The organism is Alkanindiges illinoisensis (genome assembly GCF_004377485.1).
Classification (GTDB): Bacteria; Pseudomonadota; Gammaproteobacteria; order Pseudomonadales; family Moraxellaceae; genus Alkanindiges; species Alkanindiges illinoisensis_A.
Genome location: NZ_SNTY01000020.1, coordinates 1 through 18,920, shown reverse-complemented (window position 1 = coordinate 18,920; position 18,920 = coordinate 1). Strand labels below are relative to the sequence as shown.

The window sequence follows — 18,920 nt, the reverse complement described above, 5'->3', positions numbered from 1 at the left end:
TTGTAATGCGAAATTTTTATCAGGCCTCAAAACTTCCCTTTGCATTAACCAGCCTCTGCCTATTGCTCAGTGCATGTGGCGGCGGGAGTAATACAATTAATGAAAACCCTTCAACAGGAGGTGGTGGCACGAGTACCGCTGTTGAGTGTGCCAGTTCTGATACGACTTGTGTCGATCTGGTATTTGATGATACGCCGGTAGTCAATTTAAACTATGAATGTGGTAAATATCGTGGCGTCACGAGCAACACTGGCGTGGCACGCTGCCCTGCCGATTCCAACGTTACATTTTATCTCAAGGCCAATGATGGTAAACGCCGGATCGATCTGGGGTCAATTGCGGTCAAGCCGGTTCGTAATTCCATTTCTTCAGAAGTACAGGACACTTCTTTAATTCGCATCACAACTAAGGATCTGGCTGAAAGTGTGTCCAACACGAGTATTTCTAGTTTGGATAATGGGGCTGCAGCAACCATGGCGATTAATATCAGCCGCTTGCTGCAATCTATTGCACGCTCAAACCTGTCTGATCCCAATCAGCCTTATCTGGGCAAAAATGAGCCTTATATTGATGAAGCACCTGTCAACCGGGTTTATATTGATCCTGAAATCAAGGCAGGCATTGAAAAACTGACAGAAAATGTAGTAGCCAAGGATTTTCAGGACAAGACATTCCTGAGTAAAATCCAGCCGTGGCTGGAAGACAAAAAAATTAACCTGATTAGCGAGGCTGAGGCCAAACGGCGTCTTGAAAAAGTGATTCTGGCTAAAAATTCTGGTATTTTTTACGCGTCGCCTTCACTGGATTCTGGTTTGTTTCAAAGCACTGGGGTTGATTTGAAACTGGGGGTATCGGGTACAGATGGCAGTAACAATAACACCGCCAGCGTGGCCATGTTTGCCTTGACCAGTCGCAATGGTGAGAGCACCGGATATGGTCTTGAGTGGTTTGGAAAAGCCTCCGATAATCTGGCCAAATACACCATTTACCTGAAAAACAAATACTCAAAAATGCGGTTAACCGATGATGCCAAGGTATTTGACCCTTATACTAACCGTTTTAGCAATTTCAAATTTACGCTTCAGCCTAAATCCTATACTGAAGGTACCAATGCCAACACATACGCAGGAGATACCTTCCGGTTTGTCAATGGACGTCTGATTCGTGATCTGGCAGTTCTGGGCTCAGCAGATGTCTATAACCTGTATAATGGTGAAAATATTAAGGATATCAGCGAGCTGGGTACCTGGGAGCAAAAAAGCAGCATTGGGGTAACCAGTTTTAGTGGCACAGCCAGTGTTTTCAAACGCGGCGCGGTAAACACCTATCTGGATCCTGCGGTCTGGCGTGTCAAGCAACTGGTGCAAAAAGGCGAGACCTATCAGTTCCCACTGTATGCCACATTAACCATCTCGTATCGTGATGCTTATACCAAGGATTGTGATAGCTGTGCCAAGCAGGAAACCTTGCCAATTGCCATACTGGCTAATGGCGATATTGTAACTGATGGCAACAATCAAACCACCTACACCAACGCTACCGCGATATGTGGTCAGCCTCAGCAGGATCAAAATAACAATTCGGTCGTGGTGAAGCAAAAATTGATTGGTACCGTCCGTGCGGCATATCCAAGTACTAGTGGCAATGACTATTACATTAGCCCAAGCATTGTGCTTTCTGGTAGCGAATTTGGTGCGCTGGACGGTACGCTAATTGGGGTAGGAGATCGTGTCAAGATTAATCTGGCTGGCCTGAGGACGGTCAGTGCTGGTCAGCGTGGTTCAATTAATGCCACCAGTGCTGAACTAGGGGATATTGATACCAATCCTGCTATTTGGGCAAATACCTATAACAGTTTTACCAGTTTGCGGGTGGCGTATGCAACGGCCAACGAGCAAGCCAAAGATCCGGTAAAAGACATTGATCCAATTACTCCGGCAGAAAAACGGGCTGCCAATCAGGATTATGGTACTTTACAAATCAGCACTTCCCAGTGTTACACCGTGCGTCAAAAAGATTAAAACAATCAATAAAAAGTGCTAAAAAAAGGGGCGAAACTTGAGTTTTGCCCCTTTTTTTAGCCGTAAATTTTATATTTCAGCATTTAAGATATTAAATTTTGTTTAAGTAAATTTAGCGGTCAATCGTCTCAAGATGGATGCTAAACTGACCTTGCTTGCGGTCATGAAAATAATGTTTCAACGTGCGCTCGATGCTAGGAAAGGCGAGTTGCTGCCACGGAATTTCATGTTCGCTAAACAATCCGCATTCTAGACTTTCACTGCCTACCCCATATTGTCCATCCTGTAAGTTGCCTTTAAACAGAACATAAATCTGTCCAATACGGGGAATATTGTACATGCAGTAAAGCTGTTCAATATTCACAACGCCTTCTGCTTCTTCCCAGGTTTCACGTGCTGCACCTTCTTCCATGGTTTCATGTAATTCCATAAAACCTGCTGGTAATGTCCATAAGCCATAGCGGGGTTCAATGGCACGTCTGCACAACAGCACTTTGTCCTGATGAATGACTAATGCCCCACAAATAACTTTGGGATTTTCATAATGAATATGACCACAGCTGGAACATACCAGACGCTCGCGCTGGTCACCTTCTGGAATAACAATCTGGCCTTGCTGGCCGCATTTTAGGCAAAAAGACATGAATGGCAGCAGTAAAATCTTGATGAGTTGTTGAGCATAACTGAAAACTTTGTTTATGGCATCTGGTTATCGCCAGTTTAACGCGGTAAGCTACGATGATGCAGCAAACTATGATAACTCCGCGATTTAAAGCTGACTCACTGATTGATCAGTTAAGGCAGGGCATTGGCTTTGCCCCTTCACCACGCCGTGCCGATGCTGCCGTGCTGCTGGCAATTACCCAAGAAGAGCAGCCCAGAGTGTTGCTCACGCGCCGTGCTTCGCATATGCGACATCATGCGGGTGAGGTGTCTTTTCCGGGGGGGCGCAGGGAAGCAGGAGACACCAGTAATATTGTGGTGGCACTGCGTGAGGCTTTTGAAGAAACTGGCTTAAATCCATTTCAGGTAGAGCTTTTGGGAGAGTTGCCCAGTCAGCGTGCCAAAAGTGGCTTGTGGGTTAAACCTATTGTTGGCCTGATTCCACCGGATGTAATCCTTGTTCCGCAACCGGATGAAATCGAGCGGATTTTCTATGTGGAACTCATGCATATTATTAAGGCACAGCCGCTGCCATATCCAGTGCAACTCAACCAGCAGCAATATTATATGCCCAGTTTCCAGCTAGATAATGAAATTATCTGGGGTTTGACCGCACGCATTCTAGTGTCCTTGTTTAGGCGTGGGTTAAGGCACTCCATAGAATGGCCGTTATTAATGAACCAGCCGCAGGACATTATCTAAATTTTAAATCTTGTGGCTTAAATCTGGTAATTTAAACCTTATCAAATAGGAAGGATGATTATGCTGTATTGTCTGGATGACCATTGCCCTACTAGTCTAATAAGTCCTTGGGATGGCTGGGTAGCTGACAATGCAACAGTCATTGGTCAGGTGCAATTGGGCCAGCAGGTTAGTGTTTGGTTTGGTGCAGTTATTCGTGCCGATAACAGCCCGATTATTCTGGGCAATTACAGTAATGTACAGGAAAACGCGGTACTGCATACGGATGCAGGCATTGCACTGACAATTGGTGAATATGTAACGATTGGACATCAGGCCATGCTGCATGGCTGTACCATTGGTGACAATACACTCATTGGCATTAACGCTGTGGTATTGAACAATGCAGTGATTGGCAAGAACTGTATTATTGGCGCCAATGCCCTTATTCCTGAAGGTAAAGTTATTCCGGATAATTCCATTGTGATGGGATCACCCGGTAAGGTCGTTAAGGAATCCAGTGACATGGTGGCACAAATGAACCGCATGAGTGCGTTGCATTATGCCAGCCATTATCAGAAATTTAAAAATGGTTTGCGGCCTCATCAGTTATAAGTGTTAACGCATATTACGCGTCTGGGCAATTGTGTAGCCAGACGATTGCTGGATGCAGATACCGGATTTTGACGTCATTATTTTGATATTATAGTATTTATTGAATGATCTCTTTGCTGTGTTTGACGTAATGAGGTGTGTATGGGTAGTCAGGTAAAAGCGGTTGCAAAACGCAAGCTGATTGCTGCGCTGGTGAGTGATATGGCGCAAACCGTCCGGGATCACCATTCCCTGCAGCAGGTGATGGATTTGCTGGAAAAACAGGTTGAACTGGCTCAAAAGCAGCCTTTTACCAATTTGAGCCGGACGCAAGCCAAGGAGTTGCTGGAGCAATTGCAATCCAAGGTGATGCCACAATTATGCACCAGCCTATGCGCGCAAAGTCCATGGTTTGGCAGTACAGAAAAACGCCTGACTGGACTGGGTGCTGCATCCTTATATTTGCCTGTCAATGCCAGTAGTCTTGCCCAGAAGCATCAGCCTTTTACCGTGCAGCAGCAATGGCAGCGGGTAGGCCAGCAAACGGAGTTACTCAGGGAGCAACTCCAGCGCAAAATTGATCGTTTAACCGGGGTGCGGGCCAAAACTGATGAGTGGGAAACTGTTTTCCCGGAAGATGAGTAGATCTGGCCCCACACTGAGTCTTTTAATCAGTACTTAATGCGTCGTGGGGGCTTTCGAGGTAAATCTTAATTGTTTGGCATTATTTCTTTTAGGTAAAGATCAGCAGAACACACCAGATTAATGCTGCCACCAGCAAGGTTTTGGCAATCAGACGGATCAGTTCACTGGTCGCAGTGCTGGAACCATGATCATCAAGCGCAAAAATTTGTGCATATAGCTCACCCGCTCGCGGACCAAAGCAAAAACCAACCAGCGCGCCCAGTCCAGCAAAGACATAAGCCAGAAACCAGATAAACTGGCCATCTCCGTCCGGCTGAGTAAAAGTGCGGATCAGGGAAGTCAGAAAGTCAAACAGGCCACCCAGCAATAATCCCATCACACCTGAAAAAAAGGCAAACTGTAACCGGTTAACCCAGCCTTTGGTGGGTGCTTTTTCCGGCTTTCTGGAAAGTCGGGCACGCTGACGTTCACGAAGTGCCTGAAACGCCCGGGTACGTGATAAAGAACGCATGATTTCACCCCAAACTATATACTTGACGGTATCTCATTAATTTATAGTAGTTTGTTTCCTGATCTGGTGAATTGCTGTAACTATCCTGTTTGGTTTTTTTGCCAGGATTTGACGATATTCAAACAAAAACAACTTAAGTAATAAATGGTCAACAGTTTTTGTTAATATAGCCCGCTTTAACGATAGGCTTGCAGGCGTTGAGCAGACGTTAAAATCAAGTAACACATCAAGAAACAATACACGGGCTAGGCTTGGGGGTACAGGATGCTTTTGGCACTGGAAACGGCAAATGAATGGTGTTCTGTGGCGTTGTTTGATGGGCAAACTGTGCTGGCTCATCGTGAGGACAACCGTAGCCGTGAGCAAACCCGCCTGATTTTACCCATGATTGATGCGGTATTGGCCGAGCAGGGAATCCAGGTGGCTGCACTGGAAGCCATTGCGTTTAGTCGTGGGCCGGGATCATTTAGTGGTGTGCGAATTAATGCTGCCGTGGCGCAGGCTTTGGCATGGGCGCATGATCTACCGGTTGTCCCGGTGTCGACCCTGCAGGCACTGGCGCAGGCTGCGTATCGACAGCATCAGTTGACGCAGGTATTGGCAGTGCTGGATGCCCGAATGAATGAGGTATATGCCGCGGCTTATCAGTTGGATCAGCAGCAATTGATGCAGCCGCTAACCGATGAATCTGGCATTGAACAGCTGGTTGCCTATGATCAGGTTAAATTGCCTGATCAAGCACAGTGTTATGCACTGGCTGGGAATGGGGGCCCGCTATTGACCCATGCCAGTGAAATGGCTACCTATTCGGATGTACATGCCAATAGTACAGATATTGCCCGGCTGGGTTATGCAGCATTTAAGGCAGGTAAAGCGGTGAGTGCAGATCAGGCGTTGCCAGTTTACTTGCGTGATAATGCCTGGAAAAAAATTGCCGAGCAGGGTTCATCAAAAAATTAAGCTTTTTTAATCATGTCAATGTAGTGTGTTGCTTTTATAGCATTAGGAGTGCGTATGGATATTTGGTTGCTGATTCAGGCGGCAATTATGGGACTGGTGGAAGGGATTACCGAATTTTTGCCTATTTCCAGTACCGGCCATTTGATTCTAACCGCACAGCTACTGGATTTCTGGACGCTGGAAAAGCGTGAGCTTTTTGCCGTGGCCGTACAAATTGGTGCGATTGCAGCTGTTATTTATGAATACTGGGGCAAGCTGTGGGGCGCACTCATTGGGGCATTGACCGGAAAACCCGAAGGCCAGCGCTTAAGCATTAACCTGATTGTGGCATCCATTCCCATTGTGATTATTGGCTTGAGTCTGGGTGATCAGATCAAGGCTTATTTGTTTAATGCCATAACAGTTGCTATTGCATTGATTGTCGGCGGTATCATTATTTTATGGGCAGAAAAGCGACCACATCAGATTGAAGCACAGGAAGTTGAAGACATCAGCTTTAAACATGCCATTCTGATTGGCTTGATTCAGTGTCTGGCGCTAATTCCGGGAACTTCACGCTCTGGTTCTACCATCATTGGTGGCTTGCTGATGGGCGTGTCACGCAAGACTGCCGCCGAGTTTTCGTTTTTTCTGGGCATTCCGGTGCTCATGGGTGCAGGTCTGCTGGATTTATACAAATCGCGTCATGAGTTGCACAGTAATGACATGCTGGTGCTGGGCGTTGGGATGCTGGTGGCTTTTGTGTCAGCGCTTATTGTGATTCGCGCACTGATCCGTTATGTGTCCAAACATGATTTTAGTGTGTTTGCCTATTACCGCATTATCTTTGGTGTGGTGATTTTAGTGACGGCGTGGACAGGCTGGATTCAGTGGTAATGCATCTGACCTTATGGGCCACGCATGAGCAACAGCCGCATGCACTGGACTGTCAGACGCAATTTTTACAACGTGGTGTAGAGACGACGCTGCAAATCGTCGACAAAATAAATCCCAAGTTTTTACGGCAGCATCCTGAGCTGGCACTAGTACTGGATCACAAAGGATTGCATCTGGCTGCTGCCGGTATGCAAATGCAACCCGACTGGATTGGCCAGCTTGCCCGCTTAAAGCGTGCTTCCCATAAAAATGAACTGATTGCGCGGGCCTGCCAAACCGAGCAGCAGCCAACAATCATTGATGCCACCGCAGGCTTGGGCCATGATGGTCTATTACTGGCCTGGCTGGGTGCCCGCGTGACCCTGATTGAACGCCATCCGGTGCTGTTTGCACTCCTACAGGATGCCCATCTGGCAGCTAGCCAACATGCTGAACTGGCGGACACCATGCAGCGCATTCAACTGGTGCATGGTGAAGCCAGAGACTATTTAACGCAATGCCAGCAATCGGGTAGCCGTGTAGATGTAGTTTATCTTGATCCCATGTTTCCCAAAGGGGGACATAAAGACCAGAAAAAGCAGGCGCTGGTGAAAAAAGAAATGCAGATATTGCATCAGTTATTGCCTGACAACGGTACAATGGATTTAGGTGAATATCTGCTGCCATTAGCGCAACACATAGCAGGCCGGGTAATTGTCAAGCGGCCACGGCATGCCCCAACCCTAACAGCAGCTATTCCCCAGCATCAATGGCTTGGAGATGCCTGCCGCTTTGATGGTTATTTCCAGTCCAGGCTATAGTAAGCAAGATAGCGTGCTGTAATCTTGGAACTATCGCTGTTTTGCACCTCAAGCTGCATATAAAAAGCAGGGCAATTGTGCTATTAACCCTTGTGCTATCAGTACATCTAAGTCTTAGGCATTTAAAACGGAAGCTTCAATGGATACGCCCATCTGGCAAAAGTTCAATGCAGCCGCAGGGCAATACGATCAGGTCAGTTTACTCCAGCAGCAATCTGCCCGGCATTTGCTGGATTGGATGGGTCCTGTAGTACCCAACAGCGTATGGCTGGATGCCGGGTGTGGCACAGGCGTGCTGGCCAAAACACTGGCTGCACAGGGTGCACGGGTCTGGGCGATTGACCTTGCACCCAATATGCTAAAGGCACTGGAAAATGATGACCGCATACAAACCATTCTGGCCGATATTAGCCAGTTGCCGTTAGCGGATGACATGCTGGATGGTGCAGTGAGTAATTTTGCCTTGCACTGGCTGGGTTCAGGCATTGTGCCGGAAATCCTGCGTGTCATTCAGCCAGGAGGCGAGGCATGGCTGGCCATTCCAGTGGCGGGTTCACTGTCTGAAGTGGCGTTGCGCTATCCGGGTTTTCCATTATTCCAGTTTGAGCCAGTACAGGCGTGGCTGGAACAAGCAGGTTCTGTTTTAGTGAAATATGAAACCCAGAAATTTAGTCAGGATTTTACCAATTTAAAAGCACTGATTGCAGCAATCCGGCAAATGGGTGGTGACCAGACTGGGCAGACGCAATCTGGTCAGAAAAAATCCAGTCAGGACTTGTCGCGCTGGAAACAATGGCTACAGGATCAGTCACCCATTGCCTTGTCGTTTGAGGTATTGTTTTTGCATCTTAAAAAGCCAGCTTCTGCCCATCCATTAGCCTTTCTCAATACCTATTAATACTTTCATATTTATTTATAAGGGCATAGCAGGATTTGGCAAAGTTAGCAGGTTTTGATTGGTTTTAACTGATTAGGGTTCGTTTTATGAGTATAGCCACCGCCCGTCATGCTTATTTTGTCACCGGAACTGACACGGATGTGGGCAAAACTTTTGTCAGTAGCCTGTTGTTGGCGCGCGCCAGTAGTCAGGGTTATGACTGCTTTGCCATTAAGCCAATTTCCGCAGGGTGTAGTACTGATGCATCAGGGAATCTACACAGTGACGATGCGCAATGTTTGCAACAATATGCCAGTATTAAACTGGTGGAAGAGTTGCTGGCACCGATTAAGTTACCCGCAGCAACCTCACCGCATATTGCAGCAGCACAGGTGGGCGAGCGCTTGCAGGCTGGGCGCGTGGTTGGGCACATCCGGGCTGGACTGTCGACCCGGGCCAGCCGGATTCTGGTGGAAGGTGCAGGTGGCTGGCGTGTGCCCATCAATATGCAGGAATGTATTTCTGACGTGGCCAAGCAATTGCGCCTGCCAGTGATTCTGGTAGTGGGTATCCGGCTAGGCTGCCTGAACCATGCGCTGCTGACGGCTGAGCTGATTATGCGTGATGGTTTGCCGTTAGCGGGCTGGGTGGCCAATTGCCTGCATGCCGAAGAGCCTTTTATGGCAGAGCAAATTGAAACCCTCACAAAAAAACTCAGCGCACCTTGCCTTGGAATCGTGCCTTATGCAGCGAATGGTCAGGTTGCTGATTTGATAGATTCAATCCGGTGGCCCAGTGAACTGGTGAGTCCGGCAGCTGACGACAAAAACTGAATTCTGACATTGCTCTTTGGCTTATTTTTGTAATCTATGTTGTTCATAGACAAGAAAAATACAGTTTAAAATGCTTTTCTTGCTAGGATACACGCATGCAGTTTGGGTGTGATGTGAGCGAATCACTAGATGATTGAACTAAAGCCTTCTCGTAACTTTCTTAGTGATTTGCGTGATAACCAGATTGCCGCGTGGTGGATGCTGATTGGCTCAAGACGCTGCTTTGACTGGGTTACCCCCAATGGCTGGCAGTTCCTGTTCTGGGCGGTGCTGGCTTGTCTGGCCAATACCCTGTTTAGCTGGTTAACAGCAGGTGGGGCAGGGCATTTTAATTTGCAGGGGCTGGTGAGCTACCTGTTGTGGCCTTTTATTGCCTTGATTGCCGGGATTTTTTTGGCACAGCGCAGTGGCCTTGGCCGCTTAATGCTGGTTCCAGCCATGCTATGGCTGATTGCTGATGTTAATGTTGCGCTATTACAAAGCTTTATACAATTTCTAGGACAAATTGACCGCCTGCCGGATGTCAGTTATGAATATCTGCCCACGATTTTTCTGGTGCTGTTTGTCTGGCAAACTGTTGCAGTATTCTGGGTATTTGCCCGCGCACTACACTGGCCGTGGTGGGAGCAGGCCTTAATTCTGGTGGGTATCATTATTACCCTGACCATCTGGCAGTCTTCGGTTAGCAGCCAGCCCATCTGGAAAGTGGAAGAAACTCGCATTACGCTACCAGAAGCTGCGATTTATGCCCAGCCGCGCCTGCTTGATGATGTGCTGTCTCAAATGCAGAGCAGTGTGCCCGGCCAGAGCAACTGGTATTTTATGGGTATTGCCGGGGCAGGCTATCAGGACGTATTTAAATCGGAAGTTGACCGCATTCAGCGCCAGTTCGACACCCGTTTCGGCACCTATGGCCGCTCCATTGGTCTGGTGAATAACAAGGCTACCTTTATCAGTCAGCCTATCGCCACCAAAACCAGCATTGAGCGTAGTCTGGCACGGATTGGTCAGCAAATGAATCCTGACAGCGATGTGCTGTTTTTATACATGACGTCGCATGGCCTGCCCAATGTGTTTGAACTGGCCAATGAGCCGATTGACATGCAATCTATTGACCCACAATGGCTGCGTGAAACCCTGGATCGCTCCGGTATTCGCTGGCGGGTGATTGTCATTTCATCCTGCTATTCCGGCAGTTTTGTGTCGGCCTTGCAATCACCCGATACGCTGGTGATTACTGCATCCTCGGCTGACCGTACCTCATTTGGCTGTACCAATGAAGCCGACTATACCTATTTTGGCCGTGCCTTCTTTGATGAGGCATTACGGGAGCAGCACAGCTTTAAAACAGCATTTGATATGGCCAATGGACGCATCAAGCAATGGGAAAAAGCACAGGGTTTTCCGCATTCACAGCCACAATTCAAGCTCGGGCAAAATATGGCGCTGATGCTGCCACAGTTTGAAAGCCGCCTGTTCCCGCCGGATATGCTGGCTACTCCAGCAACCCGGTCCCATGAAGTAACTCGCATGGCCCACTAAAATTACGTAGGTTTTTTGCCAGTGCGCTGTGAAACCTGACTGCGACACCATTGTTCATGCCTCGTAGCAATAATGAGCTTCAGATGAAAACACGTGCTGCCATTGCCTGGGAAGCCGCCAAGCCATTAAGCATTCATGAGCTTGAGCTGGCGCCACCACGCGCAGGCGAAGTGCTGGTTGAAATCAAGGCCACCGGCATTGAGCAGTATGACTGAGAAAACAGATGTCAAACACAGGAATAAAACCTGTGGAAACATTAGCCAAAAGCGTGCATCAGAATAAGGAAATTTATAACTATGAAATTGATAACTAAGGGGGCTTTATGAATCAATATTCTGCCAGCCCGGACGCCGATGGTGGCCGTGAAATCCATTTTCCACAAGTGCCTGATCCAGCGCCACCAGCACCTCCTATTGATGATAGCACCACATTGCCGCCACCGGGATTTATTGCGCAGCGGCGCTTTGAATTTCATGGCAATGGCAGTGAGTATTTTGGCATCTGGATTTCCAACCTGATCCTGACCATTATTACCATTGGTTTTTATGCACCCTGGGCTAAGGTACGCCGCCTGCGTTATTTTTATGGCCATACCAAGCTGGCCAATCGTGCCTTTGATTTTACCGGGATTCCCACCAAAATTCTGGTGGGCCGCCTGATTGCTGCTGCGGTGTATTTTATCTTTGCTTTTGGCGGGCAGTATTCACCCAAGGTAGCGGTGGCCGGGTTTGTGCTGCTGTTTCTGGTATTGCCGTGGCTATTACGGGCCACATTTCGCTTTAATGCCCGCAACAGCAAATACAGCAATAGCCGCCTATTTTTCTCGGGTTCAACTGCCCAGATTTATAAAACCCTGCTGTTGTGCCTGCTAATTACCGTATTTACGCTTGGCATCATGACACCCTATGCCATCTGGCTTTACAAGCGTTACCAGTTTAATCACCTGCATCTGGGCCAACTGGATTTTAAGCTAAACGTGGATGTGGGCCGTTATTTTAGTGCCATTTATGTGCCGTATTTCTTTGTGCTCGGGGCATTGTTTATTGGGGGAATGTTGCTTGCAGTAACAGGTTTAAATCCGTCCAGTGGACTTTCTGCGGCTGCCATTGGCTTTATGGCGACTTTGTATTTCATGCTATTTTTGATTGTGCCATTGATTCAGGCACGGCTGTACAAGGCCACGTGGAATCATGTATCACTGGCCAAAAACCGCTTTGAGTGCAATATCAATCAGTGGCGCTATAGCTGGATTGTGATTACGAACTGGCTGGCCAGAATTGTGAGCTTTGGTTTGTTGTCGGCTTGGGCTGCCGTGCGTATTTATCGCTACAAGATCGAAAGCCTAAGCGTTCATCTGGTGGATAGCCCCAATGATTTGCTGACGCTGGCACGGCAAGAACCTTCAGCTTTTGCTGAGGAACTCACCGACATTCTAGATATTGATGTATCCCTATAAGAGATAAATGCCCATGTTGCCATCGACTGATAGTGCTGCCAAGAAAAGCGATTCGGATTCTGGTACATCTGTTGACGTCATTTTTTATGATGGCATTGTGTCTAGGCCGCAGCAGGCGCTGCTGAGTCCTCAAGGTGGTATGCAGGGACAAACCCATGTCATCGTAAATACCGATACGCAGCAGTTTTGTTATGCCTATCAGGACATGCAACTGATTGGTGCACTAGGCCAGATTAATCCGGTTATTGAATTGCCGGATGAAGCACGCATTGAGTTTTTGCAGCCGCAATTGCCCGCGTGGCTTCATCTCAAATCAAAAAATCTCAACCAGCGCATTTGGCATCTGGAACGCAGTCCGCTGCTGATTGCCAGTAGTCTGGTCTTAATGGTGGTCATTATTGGGGTTGTGGTCAAGTTTGGCGTGCCATACACGGCCAAGCAACTGGCCTGGCATTTGCCAGCCAATACCTTAAATTCGATTGGTAATCAGGCACAGGAACAGATTGAGCAACTCACTGAAAAAAGCCAATTGCCCGCCGCACGGCAGCAGCAAATCCGTCAGCTTTACAGCCGTTATGTGGCTGGCCAGCAACCGGCAAAACTGGTATTTCGACAGGGTGATGATCTGGGCGCTAATGCACTGGCCTTACCCAACAACACCATTGTGATGACCGATGAACTGGTGCAACTGGCACAGGATGACCGCGAACTGATTGGCGTACTGGCGCACGAACAAGGGCATTTAACCGAGCGCCATACCATGCAGCAGGTGTTGTCGGCGCTGGGCATGACAGTGTTCATTACCTGGATTACCGGCGATGTGTCCGATCTGGTGAGTAATGCACCGTATGCCTTGCTGACGTTAAGCTATTCCCGTGAGTTTGAGCGGCAGGCCGATTTATATGCCATGCAAACCTTAAGCAGCCAGCAGATTCCGGTGAGTTACTTTGGCCGTTTTTTAAAACGTATGGAAAAAGACGATGCCAGTATTGAGTTACTGAGTACTCATCCGGCAACCACTGCCCGCATACAGGCTGTGGAAGTATTTGCCCGTCAGCAAAAGTTAGGGCTCAACGTGCCATAAAGCAGACCACAGTAGCGCCAGCTAGTCATATCATTTTGATAAAGCCAGACTGGCAAATAGCGGCGCTTGGCTTTTTCTGTTAAGGTGGCGCTGTTTAAACCAGCCCGTTCTTGACGCCCCTATTGCGGAGACCAGCCATGTCAAAACCTTACCTGATTGCCCCGTCCATTTTATCTGCCGACTTTGCACGCCTGGGTGAGGAAGTGGACAAGGTACTGGCTGCCGGTGCTGATGTGGTGCATTTTGATGTAATGGACAACCATTATGTACCCAACCTGACCTTTGGTGCAGGCGTGTGCAAGGCGCTTAAAAAATATGGCATTACTGCGCCGATTGATGTGCATTTGATGGTTAGCCCGGTTGATCGCATTATTGGCGATTTTCTGGAAGCAGGTGCCGACATTATTACCTTTCACCCTGAAGCGTCGGACCATATTGACCGCTCGCTGCAACTGATCAAATCCGGTGGAGCAAAAGCAGGGCTGGTATTTAATCCGGCAACCCCGCTGCATTATCTGGACTACGTCTTAGACAAGGTCGACCAGATTTTACTGATGAGCGTTAACCCCGGTTTTGGTGGGCAAAAGTTTATTCCCATGACACTGGAAAAGCTGCGCCAAACCCGCAAGATTATTGATGACAGTGGTTTTGATATCCGGCTAGAAGTGGATGGGGGCGTGTCTGAACAAAACATCCGTGAAATTGCCGAAGCCGGAGCGGATATGTTTGTGGCCGGGTCAGCGATTTTTGGCAAGCCAAACTATAAAACGGTGATTGATGCCATGCGCAGTGAGTTGACCAAAGTTGGCAGCTTTCAAGCTTAAGTCAGTTATTGCATAGTATTGCTGTGGGGATAAACTTAAATTTATTATCAGAAGTTAGCCCCAATTTTTAGGGATAACTCTGTGGATAAAGCTGTGGTTAACTTGTTTTTTGACCAAACAGCCAATCAATATAAAAATTAAGGAATTAAAAAACAATAATTTAAGTTCTATTGCTCTTATAAAACCGTTAATTTGAACCTTTTTTGAAATTTAAAACTGCAAAAATGTGCTATGGGATTTGGGCTGGTTCATGGCTTTAAGCCTATGTGCTTTGGTTTTCAATAATGATCAAGTCCTAGCGATAGGCTAAAACTTGAGTGATCAATTCACTGATATTTTAAACTTTTCCAGTTCCAGTTCCAGTTCCAGTTCCAGTTCCAGTTCCAGTTCCAAAATTTAAATTCATTGTGGTGTTATCTGAATTGGTGCTAATGAATCAAGAAAATAATTAATAAAAAAGATATAGTCCTATGATAGCTTTATAAAAAGCCCAACAATAATTTTATGCAAAACAAAGGATCAACCATGAAAGCAGAAACCATTGCCATTCACGCGGGCTATAGTCCAGAGGCTACTACCAAAGCAGTTGCAGTGCCTATTTATCAAACCACGTCGTATTCGTTTGACAACACCCAGCATGGGGCTGATTTATTTGACCTGAAAGTTGAGGGCAATATTTATACCCGCATTATGAACCCAACCACTGCCGTGCTGGAGCAGCGGGTAGCACAACTGGAGGGCGGTATTGGCGGCGTGGCGCTGGCATCTGGCATGGCGGCCATCACCTATGCCATTCAGACCATTACGGAAGCAGGTGACAATATTGCCTCAGTCTCCACCCTGTATGGCGGCACTTATAACCTATTTGCCCATACTTTACCCAAGCAGGGTATTGAGGTGCGTTTCTTTGATTACCTGCAGCCAGAGCAACTGGAAAATCTGATTGATGCCAAAACCAAGCTGGTGTTTGTCGAATCCATTGGTAATCCGCTAGGTAATATTATTGATATTGAAAGAATCAGTGAAATTGCCCACCGGCATGGCATTCCAGTCATTGTTGACAATACCGTGGCCACGCCAATTTTGCATCGGCCATTTGAGCATGGCGCCGATATCGTGATTCATTCCCTCACCAAATATATTGGTGGGCATGGTACCAGTGTTGGCGGTATCGTAATTGACAGCGGCAAGTTTCCGTGGGGTGAACATGCCGAGCGATTTGCCGTATTGAATACCCCTGATCCGAGCTATCATGGCGTCAATTATGTCGAGGCGTTGGGGTCAGCGGCATATATCGCACGCTTGCGGGTAGTGCCTTTACGCAATACCGGCGCAGCCATTAGTCCATTTAATGCTTTTTTAATCCTGCAAGGGCTGGAAACACTGGCCTTGCGCATAGAGCGGCACAGTGATAATGCCTTGAAAATTGCCCAGTATTTAAATACCCATCCCAAGGTGAAATGGGTAAATTATGCAGGCCTAACCGCTCACCCACAGCATGCGCTGGTGGCCAAATACCTAAGCGGTAAGGCTTCTGGTATATTAACCTTTGGTGTGCAGGATGGCCGTGAAGGTGGCACTCGCTTTATTGATGCGCTGCAATTGTTCACCCGTCTGGTTAATATTGGTGATGCCAAAAGTCTGGCAACCCATCCGGCAACCACTACCCATCGCCAGCTTAGCGATGAAGAGCTGAAACAGGCCGGGGTCAGTGAAGATATGGTGCGGCTGTCGATTGGCATTGAGCATGTGGATGACCTGATTGCGGATCTGGAACAGGCACTGGCTGCGGTATAAAGTTTAAAGTGTATGATGAAGCATGGTCATGTTAGGCCATGCTTTTTATTTTCAGTGCGCTTAACCCTAATTATAACTCTAACATTAGCCTTCGCTAGAGTCGGAAATTTCAAACACCTGTCGCAAATAGGCCAGAAAGGTTTCATCGGTACTCATGGTTTTGCCAGGACTATCCGACAGCTTGGCCACCGACTGGCCATTACATTGCACCAGTTTGAGCACGATATTTAGTGGCACATGGCCCATATCATTGGTCAGGTTGGTGCCAATGCCAAAACTGGTCTGGAAGCGATCCTTAAAATACTGGTACAAGGCCCAGGCTTTCTCCAGATTCAAGCCATCACTAAAGGTCAGCATTTTGGTTTTCGGGTCAATACGTAGCGCCAGATAATGCGCATAGGCTTTATCGCCCCACGCGTAGGGATCACCACTGTCATGCCTCAAGCCATCAAACAGCTTGGCAAAGTACAGGTCAAAATCCCGCAGGAACGCATCCATGCCCACCACATCGGTCAGGGCAATGCCAAGGTCGCCCCGGTATTCATGCACCCAGCTTTCCAGCGCGGCTTTCTGAAAATTGCGTAAGCGTACATTCAGCGCCTGAAAGGCCTGTAAGAATTCATGCGCCATGGTGCCAATCGGACTAATGCCAAGCTGCATGGCCAAATACACATTGCTGGTGCCGCGAAATACTTGTGGTGCTGCGGCATGCAGGGTTTTTACCACATGCTGTTGCCAGACATAGCTATAGCGCCGCCGCGTGCCAAAATCAGAAACCAGAAATGGTGGCTCGCCAGAATTCTGCTGCCGGGCATAGTCCTGAATAAGCGCAACCTTGGCTTGCAGTCGCTGTTCAGCAGTTTGACGTACAACTGGTGTTTCCAGCCGCCGGAAATATAGCTCATTCACGATGGCCAGCACAAAAATTTCAAAGAACATGGCCTGTACCATAGGGCCTTCCACCACAATATCCAGCGAACCCTGATCATCAATATGCGTCTGGATAAAACGGCGCTTCAGCTGAAACAGCTCCAGATAATCCACCAGATCACTTTTAATAAAACGCAAACTGCGCAAGTAATCTAATTCCTCGGGCTTGAACTTAATCTCGCACAGCCGATCCAGCTCAATGTCCAGTTCGTCTTTAATGTCACGCAACGGATAGGCAATTTTATCTTCATTGCGACAACGGAAATGATAAACGCTATGCGTTTCAGGAAACTGGTGCAGCACCACCTGAAGCATGGTGAACTTATAAAGATCTGTATCCAGCAGGGACTGGATAATCGGCGGACGTTGGTTAATGACCATTATTTAAATGATTAATAGCAGACTAATTAAATGTCATTAAACCATGCAAAATGAGCGACTTAACAATTTACCCCTAATACACCCCAAATTGTATAAAAGGGCAGTTCAGGAGCAATCGAAATTTCAACTTATTTTCTGCTGATCACAGGGATTTGCCACTGCTTGTCCTGAGTAAAAAAAATACAAAAATAAATTGTAATCGAATTGTGATTTTATGTAATTAGTGTAAACTGATTCTGGTTTTATGATAATACCGCGACACGGTATAGCACTGTTGCCGTAAAAAATTCAAGGGTGAGTATCAGCATATGCAACATCGTAACCTGCAACTGGCATGGCGAGCCATTACTTTTGTTAGTATTAGTTTATTGTGGTTTGGATTGAGCGCAGTGCTGATGCATTTGTCATTAAATGGCCTATATGCCCCCGAAACCTCACTACAGACTACCGTAACCTGGTATGGTTTTTTATTTCAGGTGTGTCTGTTCTGGTTGAGTCTAATTGCAGCAGGGGTAGGGCTTGCCCATGTGACCGTTACCCGCCAATGGTATCACTCGTTGCGTAATATTATCAGTCTGTGGCAGGGTGTAGTGAGCCAACAATGGCAAATGGTCAGCTTTATTCTGGTATTGAGCTATACCGCCCTGGCGTTTATGGTCTATGTGGTGCAAAAAAATATGGGTCTGGATGGGCAGTTGCTGCTGGCTGTGACCTCAGCCGCACTGGTGATGTTTAGCCGTGAAATCAGCCAGAAGGCACTATATATTGTGGCGCGGGTGGCACCAGATTCCCGTATTTAAATTTTATGTTCACTCGCTTTGCCCACTACACCTAGTGGGCTTTTTTTTGCCTGAATATTTATTATGGCTAAATCTGGGCTTACTTACGGCGCACAGTAGTTGCCAAACCCGTGTATTTTGTTACCAAGCCCAACTGAAAAATATAAGCAGACTGAGTAGGCTTAAACCTCATTGGCGCAGCAAGCCCGTAGCTTTTTATAGGGTTTGCGCTGATATTTGGATTTTAATACTGAGGAGAAAACTCATGTCTGTTGCACGCAATTTTGAAGTGTCCAGTACCTCTAACGTGAGCTTTGAGGATGCCATTAATAAGGGGATTCAGGGCGTTTCTGATAATGTAAACAACATTAAAGGCGCATGGATCAAGGAACAAAAAGTCGATATCAGCAACGGCAAAATTTCTGCCTATAATGTGATGATGATTGTGACCGCTGTTGCCGGTGATGTGGGCAAAACGGGTTAACTTCAAGATGACATAAAAAGCCGGCAGTTGATGTCGGCTTTTTTGTGAGTTGAAATGTACTAGCTCAAACCTGATCTGACAGTTACCCGTTTTGATGATGAGTGTCAGGTTAAATTTGAGCTAGATTCTTTTCAGCCCAAATCTGTTTTCCATCAAGCAATGTTTCCATAGGCGTGCGCCCA

19 protein-coding genes and 1 pseudogene are annotated in these 18,920 nt (G+C 47.3%); 17 read left to right on the top strand and 3 right to left on the bottom strand.

Annotated features, from left to right (window positions below):
- Window positions 1-5 precede the first annotated feature (5 nt).
- Window positions 6-2,021: a putative pilus system protein FilF gene (filF, locus tag E2B99_RS06445; RefSeq protein ID WP_134244126.1), complete on the top strand. Its 2,016-nt coding sequence runs from the start codon at window positions 6-8 to the stop codon at window positions 2,019-2,021.
- A gap of 112 nt (window positions 2,022-2,133) precedes the next feature.
- Here filF and E2B99_RS06440 read toward each other — a convergent pair whose 3' ends face one another.
- On the bottom strand, window positions 2,134-2,664 hold the full coding sequence (locus tag E2B99_RS06440) for an NUDIX hydrolase (RefSeq protein ID WP_134244125.1): 531 nt from the start codon (window positions 2,662-2,664) through the stop codon (window positions 2,134-2,136).
- A 110-nt stretch (window positions 2,665-2,774) separates the two neighbouring features.
- Here E2B99_RS06440 and E2B99_RS06435 point away from each other — a divergent pair, with 110 nt between their 5' ends.
- The 3 genes from E2B99_RS06435 to E2B99_RS06425 all read left to right on the top strand — a co-directional run bounded on the left by E2B99_RS06435 (window position 2,775) and on the right by E2B99_RS06425 (window position 4,604).
- A complete protein-coding gene (locus E2B99_RS06435; protein WP_134244124.1) occupies window positions 2,775-3,386 on the top strand; it encodes an NUDIX hydrolase in 612 nt (203 codons plus the stop codon).
- Window positions 3,387-3,446: 60 nt separating this feature from the next.
- Window positions 3,447-3,980 carry a gamma carbonic anhydrase family protein gene (locus E2B99_RS06430; protein WP_134244123.1) on the top strand — a complete coding sequence of 178 codons (534 nt, stop codon included), beginning with the start codon at window positions 3,447-3,449 and terminating at the stop codon, window positions 3,978-3,980.
- A gap of 141 nt (window positions 3,981-4,121) precedes the next feature.
- Window positions 4,122-4,604 (top strand): hypothetical protein, encoded by a 483-nt coding sequence (locus tag E2B99_RS06425; protein ID WP_134244122.1) that lies wholly within the window; start codon window positions 4,122-4,124, stop codon window positions 4,602-4,604.
- A gap of 88 nt (window positions 4,605-4,692) precedes the next feature.
- Here the strand turns inward: E2B99_RS06425 and E2B99_RS06420 are convergent, their stop codons facing one another.
- The gene (locus tag E2B99_RS06420; protein WP_134244121.1) at window positions 4,693-5,115 is read right to left on the bottom strand and encodes a hypothetical protein; all 423 of its coding nucleotides are present in this window, start codon (window positions 5,113-5,115) and stop codon (window positions 4,693-4,695) included.
- 264 nt (window positions 5,116-5,379) lie between these two features.
- On the opposite strand from E2B99_RS06420, the gene tsaB reads away from it, so the two are divergent.
- The 11 genes and pseudogenes from tsaB (at window position 5,380) to E2B99_RS06365 (ending at window position 16,164) form a co-directional block, all read left to right on the top strand.
- Window positions 5,380-6,075 carry a tRNA (adenosine(37)-N6)-threonylcarbamoyltransferase complex dimerization subunit type 1 TsaB gene (gene tsaB, locus E2B99_RS06415; protein ID WP_134244120.1) on the top strand — a complete coding sequence of 232 codons (696 nt, stop codon included), beginning with the start codon at window positions 5,380-5,382 and terminating at the stop codon, window positions 6,073-6,075.
- A gap of 54 nt (window positions 6,076-6,129) precedes the next feature.
- A complete protein-coding gene (locus tag E2B99_RS06410; protein WP_134244119.1) occupies window positions 6,130-6,951 on the top strand; it encodes an undecaprenyl-diphosphate phosphatase in 822 nt (273 codons plus the stop codon).
- On the top strand, window positions 6,945-7,751 hold the full coding sequence (locus tag E2B99_RS06405; RefSeq protein WP_430981453.1) for a class I SAM-dependent methyltransferase: 807 nt from the start codon (window positions 6,945-6,947) through the stop codon (window positions 7,749-7,751). The genes E2B99_RS06410 and E2B99_RS06405 overlap by 7 nt, the downstream gene beginning before the upstream one ends.
- A gap of 139 nt (window positions 7,752-7,890) precedes the next feature.
- Window positions 7,891-8,649, top strand: coding sequence for a methyltransferase domain-containing protein (locus tag E2B99_RS06400; RefSeq protein ID WP_134244117.1), 759 nt, complete (start codon window positions 7,891-7,893; stop codon window positions 8,647-8,649).
- A gap of 86 nt (window positions 8,650-8,735) precedes the next feature.
- Window positions 8,736-9,461 (top strand): dethiobiotin synthase, encoded by a 726-nt coding sequence (bioD, locus tag E2B99_RS06395; protein ID WP_134244116.1) that lies wholly within the window; start codon window positions 8,736-8,738, stop codon window positions 9,459-9,461.
- Window positions 9,462-9,590: 129 nt separating this feature from the next.
- Complete coding sequence (locus E2B99_RS06390) at window positions 9,591-11,003, top strand: C13 family peptidase (protein ID WP_134244115.1); 1,413 nt, start codon at window positions 9,591-9,593, stop codon at window positions 11,001-11,003.
- Window positions 11,004-11,086: 83 nt separating this feature from the next.
- Window positions 11,087-11,203: pseudogene (locus E2B99_RS14860) on the top strand (S-(hydroxymethyl)glutathione dehydrogenase); the annotation flags it as partial.
- 182 nt (window positions 11,204-11,385) lie between these two features.
- Window positions 11,386-12,459, top strand: coding sequence for a YjgN family protein (locus E2B99_RS06380; RefSeq protein ID WP_430981455.1), 1,074 nt, complete (start codon window positions 11,386-11,388; stop codon window positions 12,457-12,459).
- Between the two features lie 13 nt (window positions 12,460-12,472).
- Complete coding sequence (locus E2B99_RS06375; RefSeq protein WP_134244113.1) at window positions 12,473-13,543, top strand: M48 family metallopeptidase; 1,071 nt, start codon at window positions 12,473-12,475, stop codon at window positions 13,541-13,543.
- Window positions 13,544-13,680: 137 nt separating this feature from the next.
- On the top strand, window positions 13,681-14,367 hold the full coding sequence (rpe, locus tag E2B99_RS06370; protein ID WP_134244112.1) for a ribulose-phosphate 3-epimerase: 687 nt from the start codon (window positions 13,681-13,683) through the stop codon (window positions 14,365-14,367).
- 504 nt (window positions 14,368-14,871) lie between these two features.
- On the top strand, window positions 14,872-16,164 hold the full coding sequence (locus E2B99_RS06365) for an O-acetylhomoserine aminocarboxypropyltransferase/cysteine synthase family protein (RefSeq protein WP_430981452.1): 1,293 nt from the start codon (window positions 14,872-14,874) through the stop codon (window positions 16,162-16,164).
- A gap of 84 nt (window positions 16,165-16,248) precedes the next feature.
- Here E2B99_RS06365 and pncB read toward each other — a convergent pair whose 3' ends face one another.
- Window positions 16,249-17,475, bottom strand: coding sequence for a nicotinate phosphoribosyltransferase (gene pncB / locus E2B99_RS06360; RefSeq protein ID WP_134244110.1), 1,227 nt, complete (start codon window positions 17,473-17,475; stop codon window positions 16,249-16,251).
- 308 nt (window positions 17,476-17,783) lie between these two features.
- On the opposite strand from pncB, the gene E2B99_RS06355 reads away from it, so the two are divergent.
- Window positions 17,784-18,275 (top strand): hypothetical protein, encoded by a 492-nt coding sequence (locus tag E2B99_RS06355; RefSeq protein ID WP_134244109.1) that lies wholly within the window; start codon window positions 17,784-17,786, stop codon window positions 18,273-18,275.
- A gap of 244 nt (window positions 18,276-18,519) precedes the next feature.
- The gene (locus E2B99_RS06350) at window positions 18,520-18,738 is read left to right on the top strand and encodes a dodecin family protein (RefSeq protein ID WP_134244108.1); all 219 of its coding nucleotides are present in this window, start codon (window positions 18,520-18,522) and stop codon (window positions 18,736-18,738) included.
- The last annotated feature ends 182 nt before the right edge of the window (window positions 18,739-18,920 follow it).

What these genes read in the sequence shown, in the direction of transcription:
- E2B99_RS06425 (WP_134244122.1), top strand. Translation starts at nt 4,122, where the DNA reads ATGGGTAGTCAGGTAAAAGCGGTTGCAAAACGCAAGCTGATTGCTGCG.
- E2B99_RS06390 (WP_134244115.1), top strand. Translation starts at nt 9,591, where the DNA reads ATGATTGAACTAAAGCCTTCTCGTAACTTTCTTAGTGATTTGCGTGAT.
- filF (WP_134244126.1), top strand. Translation starts at nt 6, where the DNA reads ATGCGAAATTTTTATCAGGCCTCAAAACTTCCCTTTGCATTAACCAGC.
- E2B99_RS06420 (WP_134244121.1), bottom strand. Translation starts at nt 5,115, where the DNA reads ATGCGTTCTTTATCACGTACCCGGGCGTTTCAGGCACTTCGTGAACGT.
- E2B99_RS06375 (WP_134244113.1), top strand. Translation starts at nt 12,473, where the DNA reads ATGTTGCCATCGACTGATAGTGCTGCCAAGAAAAGCGATTCGGATTCT.
- tsaB (WP_134244120.1), top strand. Translation starts at nt 5,380, where the DNA reads ATGCTTTTGGCACTGGAAACGGCAAATGAATGGTGTTCTGTGGCGTTG.
- E2B99_RS06355 (WP_134244109.1), top strand. Translation starts at nt 17,784, where the DNA reads ATGCAACATCGTAACCTGCAACTGGCATGGCGAGCCATTACTTTTGTT.
- pncB (WP_134244110.1), bottom strand. Translation starts at nt 17,475, where the DNA reads ATGGTCATTAACCAACGTCCGCCGATTATCCAGTCCCTGCTGGATACA.
- E2B99_RS06365 (WP_430981452.1), top strand. Translation starts at nt 14,872, where the DNA reads ATGCAAAACAAAGGATCAACCATGAAAGCAGAAACCATTGCCATTCAC.
- E2B99_RS06400 (WP_134244117.1), top strand. Translation starts at nt 7,891, where the DNA reads ATGGATACGCCCATCTGGCAAAAGTTCAATGCAGCCGCAGGGCAATAC.
- E2B99_RS06430 (WP_134244123.1), top strand. Translation starts at nt 3,447, where the DNA reads ATGCTGTATTGTCTGGATGACCATTGCCCTACTAGTCTAATAAGTCCT.
- E2B99_RS06350 (WP_134244108.1), top strand. Translation starts at nt 18,520, where the DNA reads ATGTCTGTTGCACGCAATTTTGAAGTGTCCAGTACCTCTAACGTGAGC.
- bioD (WP_134244116.1), top strand. Translation starts at nt 8,736, where the DNA reads ATGAGTATAGCCACCGCCCGTCATGCTTATTTTGTCACCGGAACTGAC.
- E2B99_RS06440 (WP_134244125.1), bottom strand. Translation starts at nt 2,664, where the DNA reads ATGTCTTTTTGCCTAAAATGCGGCCAGCAAGGCCAGATTGTTATTCCA.
- E2B99_RS06435 (WP_134244124.1), top strand. Translation starts at nt 2,775, where the DNA reads ATGATAACTCCGCGATTTAAAGCTGACTCACTGATTGATCAGTTAAGG.
- rpe (WP_134244112.1), top strand. Translation starts at nt 13,681, where the DNA reads ATGTCAAAACCTTACCTGATTGCCCCGTCCATTTTATCTGCCGACTTT.
- E2B99_RS06410 (WP_134244119.1), top strand. Translation starts at nt 6,130, where the DNA reads ATGGATATTTGGTTGCTGATTCAGGCGGCAATTATGGGACTGGTGGAA.